The 9,587-nt window shown below is 58.0% G+C and carries 9 protein-coding genes; 6 read left to right on the top strand and 3 right to left on the bottom strand.

The window, feature by feature from the left end; genetic code table 11:
- From ICA16_RS13530 to ICA16_RS13520, 3 genes are all read right to left on the bottom strand, one after another.
- A partial coding sequence (locus tag ICA16_RS13530; protein WP_210700789.1) for a hypothetical protein occupies positions 1–253 on the bottom strand: 253 nt, incomplete at its 3' end.
- Positions 254–315: 62 nt separating this feature from the next.
- The gene (locus ICA16_RS13525) at positions 316–1,536 is read right to left on the bottom strand and encodes a CaiB/BaiF CoA transferase family protein (RefSeq protein ID WP_210700788.1); all 1,221 of its coding nucleotides are present in this window, start codon (positions 1,534–1,536) and stop codon (positions 316–318) included.
- 13 nt (positions 1,537–1,549) lie between these two features.
- Complete coding sequence (locus ICA16_RS13520) at positions 1,550–2,731, bottom strand: acyl-CoA dehydrogenase (RefSeq protein WP_210700787.1); 1,182 nt, start codon at positions 2,729–2,731, stop codon at positions 1,550–1,552.
- A 157-nt stretch (positions 2,732–2,888) separates the two neighbouring features.
- Here ICA16_RS13520 and ICA16_RS13515 point away from each other — a divergent pair, with 157 nt between their 5' ends.
- From ICA16_RS13515 to ICA16_RS13490, 6 genes are all read left to right on the top strand, one after another.
- Positions 2,889–3,788 carry a LysR family transcriptional regulator gene (locus ICA16_RS13515; RefSeq protein WP_210700786.1) on the top strand — a complete coding sequence of 300 codons (900 nt, stop codon included), beginning with the start codon at positions 2,889–2,891 and terminating at the stop codon, positions 3,786–3,788.
- 434 nt (positions 3,789–4,222) lie between these two features.
- Positions 4,223–5,344, top strand: a complete 1,122-nt coding sequence (locus ICA16_RS13510) for a Re/Si-specific NAD(P)(+) transhydrogenase subunit alpha (protein WP_210700785.1) — start codon at positions 4,223–4,225, stop codon at positions 5,342–5,344.
- Positions 5,345–5,359: 15 nt separating this feature from the next.
- Positions 5,360–5,680, top strand: a complete 321-nt coding sequence (locus tag ICA16_RS13505; protein WP_003187417.1) for an NAD(P) transhydrogenase subunit alpha part 2 — start codon at positions 5,360–5,362, stop codon at positions 5,678–5,680.
- Complete coding sequence (locus ICA16_RS13500) at positions 5,680–7,113, top strand: NAD(P)(+) transhydrogenase (Re/Si-specific) subunit beta (RefSeq protein ID WP_210553212.1); 1,434 nt, start codon at positions 5,680–5,682, stop codon at positions 7,111–7,113. Before ICA16_RS13505 ends, ICA16_RS13500 begins: the two co-directional genes overlap by 1 nt.
- A gap of 214 nt (positions 7,114–7,327) precedes the next feature.
- On the top strand, positions 7,328–8,821 hold the full coding sequence (locus ICA16_RS13495; protein WP_210553213.1) for an acetyl-CoA hydrolase/transferase family protein: 1,494 nt from the start codon (positions 7,328–7,330) through the stop codon (positions 8,819–8,821).
- Positions 8,822–9,143: 322 nt separating this feature from the next.
- Positions 9,144–9,359, top strand: coding sequence for a DUF1127 domain-containing protein (locus ICA16_RS13490; RefSeq protein WP_009041553.1), 216 nt, complete (start codon positions 9,144–9,146; stop codon positions 9,357–9,359).
- Positions 9,360–9,587 lie beyond the last annotated feature (228 nt).

Below are 9,587 nucleotides of genomic sequence, written 5' to 3'. Positions count from 1 at the left end.
TTGTCAACACCTCTTTTTCTCCGCTTTCGACCGAGAAGATCGAACCGTTAAAAGAGCCAAACATCACCGCTCTTTCAACTCCTTCCAGGCTTCGATGAACTGAAGCGACCCGCTCTCGAAACCTACTTAACTCATTGAATCTCAAGGAGTTTTCCGTTTCGACTGCGCCGGAAGTGGGGCGAATTATAGACGTCTGGAATCTGCCGTCAACAGCTAATTTCGCTTTTCTTTCAATTACTTGCAGATCGATCAAGAAACGACCAAATCCCCCCTATATATAGAGGGGAACGCTAAGCCTTCTATATAGAAGGAGCTTCAGAGCACTCCATCCTCTTTCAGCGAAGCCACCGCACCCGCGCCCAAACCCAAGACTCGCTGCAAAACCTCCAAGGTATGTTCACCCAGCAAAGGAGGCGCAAGTCGATACTCGACAGGGGTTTGCGACATTCGAATAGGACTCGCCACCTGAGGCACCATCCCCGCCAACGCATGGGGCAACTCTATTGCCAGCCCACGCGCCTTCACCTGCGGATCCTCGAACACCTGCGACAGATCATTGATCGGGCCACATGGCACACCCGCCTGCTCCAACTGGGCTACCCACTCCGCCGTGGTCTTGAAGACTGTCGCCTGACGAATCAGAGGAATCAGCACCGCACGATTCGCCACCCGCAGCTTATTAGTAGTAAAGCGCGGATCATCAGCCCACTGCGGCTGACCCGCCACTTCAGCAAACTTGCGGAACTGTCCGTCATTACCCACGGTAAGGATGAAATCGCCATCGGCCGTAGGAAAGTCCTGATAAGGCACGATGTTAGGATGCGCATTGCCCAAGCGCTTGGGTGCATTGCCCGTGGTCAGGTAGTTCATCGCCTGATTAGCCAGGCAGGCTACCTGCACATCAAGCAACGCCATATCAATGTGCTGACCACCACCGTCGTGATCACGATGAGCCAGCGCCGCCAGTATCGCCACGGTCGAATACAGCCCGGTCAGGATATCCGTCAGCGCCACACCAACCTTCACCGGCCCGGCCCCCTCATCCCCTTCGGGCCGACCGGTCAGACTCATCAGCCCACCCAGCCCCTGGATCATGAAGTCGTAACCGGCACGCTTGGCATAGGGTCCGGTCTGACCGAAGCCAGTGATCGAGCAGTAGATCAGATCCGGATTGATCGCCTTCAGCGACTCATAGTCCAACCCATAAGCCGCCAAACCACCCACCTTGAAGTTCTCAATGAGGATGTCCGACTTGGCCGCGAGCTCGCGAACAAGCTTTTGGCCCTCGGGACGCGTGAAGTCGATGGTCACCGATTGCTTGTTGCGATTGGCCGACAGGTAGTAAGCCGCCTCCGACGTGTTCTCACCATAAGCGTCCTTTAGGAACGGCGGCCCCCAGGCGCGAGTGTCGTCACCATTGCCGGGGCGCTCGACCTTGATCACTTCGGCGCCAAGGTCGGCGAGGATCTGCCCAGCCCATGGCCCGGCCAACACTCGCGATAAATCCAGTACCCGCAGATGCGACAGCGCGCCCATGGTCGTTCTCCTATTAATAGAACGCCTGCAGACCTGTTTGTGCGCGACCGAGGATCAGCGCGTGGACGTCGTGCGTACCTTCATAGGTATTCACCACTTCCAGGTTGACCAGGTGACGGGCCACGCCGAACTCGTCGGAGATACCGTTGCCGCCCAGCATGTCGCGAGCCATGCGGGCGATATCCAGCGACTTGCCGCACGAGTTGCGCTTCATGATCGAAGTGATTTCGACCGCAGCCGTGCCTTCATCCTTCATGCGACCCAGACGCAGGCAACCCTGCAGGGCCATAGTGATCTCGGTCTGCATGTCCGCCAGTTTTTTCTGGATCAGCTGAGTAGCGGCCAAAGGACGGCCGAACTGCATGCGGTCCAGAGTGTATTGGCGTGCGGTATGCCAGCAGAACTCGGCAGCGCCCAACGCACCCCAAGAGATGCCGTAACGTGCGGAGTTGAGGCAGGTGAACGGACCTTTCAGACCACGTACGTCCGGGAAGATGTTTTCTTCTGGTACGAACACGTTGTCCATGACGATCTCACCGGTGATCGAAGCGCGCAGGCCGACCTTGCCGTGAATCGCCGGAGCGCTCAGGCCTTTCCAGCCTTTCTCCAGAACGAAGCCACGGATGTCGCCAGCATCGTCCTTGGCCCAAACGACGAACACATCGGCGATCGGGCTGTTGGTGATCCACGTCTTGGCGCCGGTCAGGCTATAGCCGCCGTCGACTTTGCGTGCCCGGGAAATCATCGCGCCCGGGTCGGAACCGTGGTTTGGTTCGGTCAAACCGAAGCAGCCGATCCATTCGCCAGAAGCCAGTTTCGGCAGGTACTTCTGTTTCTGCGCTTCAGTACCGAATTCATGGATTGGCACCATCACCAACGACGACTGCACGCTCATCATCGAGCGATAGCCGGAGTCGACACGCTCCACTTCACGGGCAATCAGGCCGTAGCTGACATAGTTGAGGCCACTGCCACCGTACTGTTCAGGAATGGTTGCGCCCAACAGGCCGACTTCACCCATCTCGCGGAAGATTGCCGGATCGGTCTTCTCATGGCGGAAAGCTTCGAGCACACGCGGCGCAAGCTTCTGCTGAGCGAACTGCTCGGCAGTGTCGCGGATCATGCGCTCTTCTTCGGTGAGCTGTTGATCCAGCAGCAGGGGATCGATCCAGTTGAAGCTAGCTTTACCGCCCATGAGTGTGCCCTCGTAAATCGGTGAATTGACGTGGCATTGATCCTAGGCGCGGTTCACGGTCGCGGCAAACGAGGATTTCGCATTCTGTTGTGCTAATTTCTCACTCCGAAACGGCGCCGAATGCCTTTTAAGCGATGTTTTAGTGAGGTTGACGTACATGCGCAGGAAGATCCCCAGCACAACCGCTCTGATCAGCTTTGAGGCTGCCGCTCGTCACGAAAGCTTTACCAAGGCTGCCGAAGAACTTTCCCTCACCCAAGGCGCCATTTGCCGACAGATCGCCAGCCTTGAGGAGTTCCTCAGCGTGGAACTGTTCCGACGCTCGCGACGCGGGGTAAAGCTGACCGAAGCAGGGCTTTCCTACAGCCGTCGGGTGGCGACTCAACTCGATGCGGTCGAACGCGACACGCTGTCAGTGATGGGTCAGCGAGGTGCCAATGTGATCGAACTGGCGGTGGTGCCAACCTTCGGCACCCAATGGCTGTTGCCACGCTTGAAAGATTTCCAGCTCAAACACCCGGAAGTCACCGTCAACCTGACTAACCGCACACGCCCCTTCCTCTTCGCCGACACCGACTTCGATGCCGCCATCTATTTCGGCGATGCCGATTGGTCCGGTACCGAGTCCCACAGGCTGATGGGTGAAAATCCGATGCCCGTGTGCAGCCCCGCCCTACTTGGCAACAAGATAAAGCTGACAGCGCAAGAGATTGCCGAGTTGCCCCTCTTGCAGCAGACCACCCGCCCCTACGCTTGGCGTCAGTGGTTCAATTCGCAACATCTGAGCATTCCGCGCGACATGACGGGGCCGCGCTACGAACTATTCTCCATGCTGGCCCAGGCAGCCATGCACGACATGGGCATTGCGCTGATCCCGCCGTTCCTGATTCAGCGCGAATTGGCCGAGAAGCGTCTGGTGATTGCCAACCCCCAGGCACTCTCCAGCATAAAGGCGTATTACCTGATGATTCCCGAGCGAAAGGTCGAATCGGCGTCCCTTAAGGCATTTCGCGACTGGTTGGTAAATCAGGCGCAGAGCTACAGCCTAGAAGGCTAGCGGCTTACAGGGATAACTGACCTCGTAGTCAGAAAAACTGAAGCACTACAGATATAAGTATTTGTCGCATATTCAATGACTGTATCCGAAAGTCGTACAGACGTCCCACAAGCGCCTGCCGACGTGGCTTTGAGCCTTCATTCGCGACTCATTACGGTCCATTCACGTCACCGATGAGATAAATCTTAAAATTCGTCCAGAATCCTTGTAAGGCGCGGCCTGCAAGGGAATGAGCCGGTCACATGCGACATTCGGTCACGGCATGACTTGTAGTTAATTTTCCGTCACCCGTCATAATCCCTTGAAGGGCATAAAGTTCGCCTGCAAAATGCCGCGCCCCGCCCTGATTTAGCGGGATCGTGCTGATCGGCCGCCCCAGTAGCACCATCCGAAGTGCCTGGGTTTACTCAATAAGATCACGCAGGAGATTTGACGTGCACATTGGTGTTCCTCTCGAAACCCAGACCGATGAAACACGGGTTGCTGCAACCCCGGAAACCATTAAAAAGCTGATCAGCCAAGGTCATAAGGTCACTGTGCAAAGCGGCGCCGGCGTTAAAGCCAGCGTTGTCGACAGTGCTTATGAAGCGGCAGGCGCAACTATTGGCAGTGCCAACGATGCGTTTGGCGCCGAGCTGATTCTCAAAGTGGTCGCCCCAAGCGATGCCGAACTGACGCTGATCAAGCGCGGTGCGGTGCTGGTTGGCATGCTCAACCCGTTCAACAACGACACCATCGCCAAAATGGCCGAGTGCGGGATTACCGCGTTCGCCCTGGAAGCAGCGCCGCGCACCTCGCGGGCGCAGAGTCTCGATGTGTTGTCGTCCCAGGCGAACATCGCCGGCTATAAGGCCGTGTTGCTGGCCGCTCACTACTATCCGCGCTTCATGCCGATGCTGATGACTGCTGCGGGCACTGTGAAAGCGGCGCGCGTGCTGATTCTCGGCGCAGGCGTGGCCGGGTTGCAGGCGATTGCTACGGCGAAACGTCTGGGGGCGGTTATCGAAGCGTCCGACGTGCGTCCGGCGGTGAAGGAACAGATCGAATCCCTTGGCGCCAAGTTCGTCGACGTGCCTTACGAGACCGATGAAGAGCGCGAATGCGCCGTCGGTGTCGGCGGTTACGCGCGGCCGATGCCGGCGAGCTGGATGCAGCGTCAGGCCCAGGCCGTGCATGAACGCGCCAAGCAGGCTGACATCGTCATCACTACCGCGCTGATCCCAGGCCGCAAGGCACCGACGTTGTTGAGTGCGGACACCGTGGCGCAAATGAAACCAGGCTCGGTGGTCATCGACCTCGCGGCTGCGCAGGGCGGTAACTGCCCGTTGACCGTAGCCGATCAGGTGGTGATCGAGAACGGCGTGACTATCGCCGGCCCGACCAATCTGGCCGGTGAAGTCGCTGCAGACGCTTCGGCGCTGTATGCACGCAACCTGCTGGACTTCCTGAAGCTGGTCTTCACTAAAGAAGGCCAGTTCGACGTCAACCTCGAAGACGACATCGTCGCCGCGTGCCTGATGTGCCGCGACGGCCAAGTCATCCGCAAAAACGCCTAAGCAGGGATTCAGACGATGGAAGAGCTTATCTCCCCCGGTATCTACAACCTGATCATCTTCGTGCTGGCGATTTATGTCGGTTATCACGTGGTCTGGAACGTTACACCTGCACTGCACACGCCGCTGATGGCCGTGACCAACGCCATCTCGGCGATCGTGATCGTCGGCGCGATGCTGGCCGCTGCCCTGACGGTTACTCCGCTGGGCAAGACCATGGGCACCCTCGCCGTGGCGCTGGCCGCGGTCAATGTGTTCGGTGGCTTCCTGGTCACCCGTCGCATGCTTGAGATGTTCAAGAAGAAAGCCCCGAAAGTAAAAGAAGAGGCGCCGAAGTAATGAGCATGAATCTCGTCACGACGCTTTATCTGATCGCGTCGATCTGTTTCATCCAGGCCCTCAAAGGCTTGTCACACCCGACCACGTCACGCCGCGGCAACCTGTTCGGCATGCTCGGCATGGGTCTGGCGATCCTCACTACTGTGGGCCTCATCTATAAGCTCGGCGCTGAGCTGGCCACTGCTGGTATTGGTTATGTGATCGTCGGCCTGCTGGTCGGCGGCACTGCCGGTTCGATCATGGCCAAACGCGTTGAAATGACCAAGATGCCGGAACTGGTCGCTTTCATGCACAGCATGATCGGCCTGGCAGCGGTGTTCATTGCCATTGCCGCCGTGGTTGAGCCGCAGTCGCTGGGCATCGTCAAGCATCTGGGCGACGCGATCCCGGCGGGCAACCGTCTGGAACTGTTCCTCGGCGCGGCGATTGGTGCCATCACGTTCTCCGGTTCGGTGATCGCCTTCGGCAAGCTCTCGGGCAAGTACAAGTTCCGCCTGTTTCAGGGTGCACCGGTACAGTTCACCGGTCAGCACAAGCTGAACGCGGTACTGGGTCTGGCGACACTGGCACTCGGTTTGACCTTTATGTTCACCGGCAACCTCACCGCGTTCGCGCTGATGCTGGCGCTGGCGTTCGTGATGGGCGTGCTGATCATCATCCCGATCGGCGGCGCTGACATGCCGGTGGTGGTGTCGATGCTCAACAGCTATTCCGGTTGGGCAGCGGCGGGTATCGGTTTCTCGCTGAACAACTCGATGCTGATCATCGCCGGTTCGCTGGTGGGTTCGAGCGGTGCGATCCTCTCGTACATCATGTGCAAGGCGATGAACCGTTCCTTCTTTAATGTACTGCTCGGCGGTTTCGGCAACACGGTGGACGCTGGCCCGGCCGGTGCGAAGGAAGCACGTCCGGTGAAATCCGGTTCGGCTGACGACGCGACGTTCCTGCTGACCAACGCCGACACCGTGATCATTGTGCCGGGCTACGGCCTGGCGGTGGCTCGTGCACAGCATGCGCTGAAAGAACTGACCGAGAAGCTGACCCACCGTGGCGTGACCGTGAAGTACGCGATCCACCCAGTGGCCGGGCGGATGCCTGGACACATGAACGTACTGCTGGCCGAAGCCGAAGTGCCGTACGACCAGGTGTTCGAGATGGAAGACATCAACTCCGAGTTCGGTCAGGCCGACGTGGTGCTGGTGCTCGGCGCGAACGACGTGGTCAACCCGGCCGCCAAGAACGATCCGAAATCGCCGATTGCCGGTATGCCGATTCTCGAAGCGTTCAAGGCCAAGACCATCATCGTCAACAAGCGCTCGATGGCCAGCGGTTATGCCGGTCTGGACAACGAACTGTTCTATCTGGACAAGACCATGATGGTGTTCGGTGACGCGAAGAAAGTCATCGAAGACATGGTTAAAGCCGTCGAGTAATTTTCGTCTGCTGAACCAAACGCCCCGACCTGTCGGGGCGTTTTTATTTGCGCAAACAGTCGGACAATATGCCGCGTTGTTGCAGATCAAGTAACGGTGTTTTACTTGAAACCCGCGCAATAGACGCCTCTTTTGCGACCTTGGTAGCGGGACAGGCACCAGCCAAATTCACTAGACTGCGCATCCTGCTACTCGCTGCCCGAGATAAAAATACATGTACCGTGACCGTATTCGCCTGCCTTCGTTGTTGGACAAAGTGATGAGCGCCGCCGACGCAGCTGCTCTGATTGAGGACGGCATGACCGTCGGCATGAGCGGCTTCACCCGCGCCGGCGAAGCCAAGGCCGTCCCTCATGCACTGGCCGAGCGGGCCAAGGTCACGCCGCTGAAGATCAGCCTGATGACGGGCGCCAGCCTGGGCAACGACCTCGACAAGCAACTGACCGAAGCCGGCGTGCTGTCGCGGCGCATGCCGTTCCAGGTCGACAGCACCTTGCGCAAGGCGATCAACGCCGGGCAAGTGATGTTCATTGACCAGCATCTGTCGGAAACCGTCGAGCAACTGCGCAACCAGCAACTGAAGTTGCCGGACATCGCCGTCATCGAAGCCGTGGCCATCACCGAGCAGGGCCATATTGTGCCAACCACGTCGGTGGGCAACTCGGCGAGCTTCGCGATTTTCGCCAAACAGGTGATCGTCGAGATCAATCTGGCGCATAACGCCAACCTCGAAGGTCTGCACGACATCTATATCCCGACGTATCGTCCTACGCGCACGCCGATTCCGCTGGTGAAGGTCGACGACCGCATCGGCAGCACGGCGATCCCGATTCCGCCGGAGAAGATCGTCGCGATCGTCATCACCCAGCAGCCGGACTCGCCGTCCACTGTGTCGTCGCCGGATGTCGATACCAATGCCATCGCCGATCACTTGATCACTTTCTTCAAGCAGGAAGTCGACGCCGGGCGCATGACCAACAAGCTCGGCCCGCTGCAGGCCGGGATCGGCAACATCGCCAACGCGGTGATGTGCGGCCTGATCGACTCGCCGTTCGAAGACCTGACCATGTACTCCGAAGTGCTGCAGGATTCGACGTTCGACCTGATCGATGCCGGCAAGCTGAGCTTCGCTTCGGGCAGTTCGATCACGCTGTCGGAGCGGCGCAACACCGACGTGTTCGGCAACCTGGAGAAGTACAAAGACAAATTGGTGCTGCGTCCGCAGGAGATTTCCAATCATCCGGAAGTCGTGCGGCGCCTGGGTATCATCGGCATCAACACGGCGCTGGAGTTCGACATCTACGGCAACGTCAACTCCACCCACGTCTGCGGCACGCGGATGATGAACGGCATCGGTGGCTCCGGCGATTTCGCGCGTAACGCGCATCTTGCGGTGTTCGTGACCAAGTCGATCGCCAAGGGCGGCGCGATTTCCAGCGTTGTGCCGATGGTCAGCCACGTTGACCACACTGAACATGACGTCGACATTCTGGTGACAGAGGTGGGTCTGGCGGATCTGCGAGGCCTGGCGCCGCGCGAGCGGGCCCGGGTGATCATCGACAACTGTGTGCACCCGGACTTTCGGCAGGCGCTGGATGACTACTTCACCGCAGCCTGTGCAATCGGTGGTCACACCCCGCACATCCTGCGTGAAGCGTTGAGCTGGCACATCAATCTGGAAGAAACCGGGCGCATGCTGACGGCGTAATTCGCACAGATGTTCCGTTGGCGCAAACACAGTTTGCGTCGACGGCATCCCTGAGATTCTGGATACCGTCAAAAACTGTACTGCTGTACCGGTCTTTTCCTACAGTAAATACCTACACTTCCTTCCGAAATCTGCACAAACGCACCACTTAAGTGCGGACAGGTACAGTTTGCCCAATTTCGACCCGTACACCCTCTATAAACAGTTAACTGGTCACTCACAATACAGTTGAACTGTATCTAGTGAGACTAGGCAAACGAGAGGATCATGGGCACCAGTCAAACCACTACCTGATCCCGCCACAAGCGGAAGGATGTCAACCATGGAACGTACACTCAGTTCCGAACTGTTCTTCGAAGACAAAGCTGCAAAAACCCAGGCTTCCATGCCTCTGCGCGTTCTCGCCAACCTGATGTTGTGGCAGCGCCGCATCTCCAGCCGCCACCAATTGGCCCGTCTGGATTCGCGTCTGCTGGCTGACGCCGGTATCAGCGAAGCACAACGCTACGAAGAGCTGAGCAAGCCGTTCTGGCGCTAAGTAGCGTCGCTGGCTCTGGTCGTTAGACCCACCGCCAGCAACCCGAATTGAATAAAACAAAACCCGTCGTGGGAAACCACGACGGGTTTTGTCGTTTTGGACATTCAAAAACCAATACAAGTACAGTTTCTTAGTCAAGCATATTAACCAGTACAATTAATAGGAGCTGCCGAAGGCTGCGATCTTTTGATCCTGAAATCACAATCAAAAGATCGCAGCCTTCGGCAG

The sequence above is a fragment of the Pseudomonas anatoliensis genome, from assembly GCF_017976235.1.
GTDB lineage: Bacteria > Pseudomonadota > Gammaproteobacteria > Pseudomonadales > Pseudomonadaceae > Aquipseudomonas > Aquipseudomonas anatoliensis.
The sequence above is the reverse complement of the archived record's forward strand: the minus strand, read 5'-3'. Positions and strand labels throughout refer to the sequence as shown.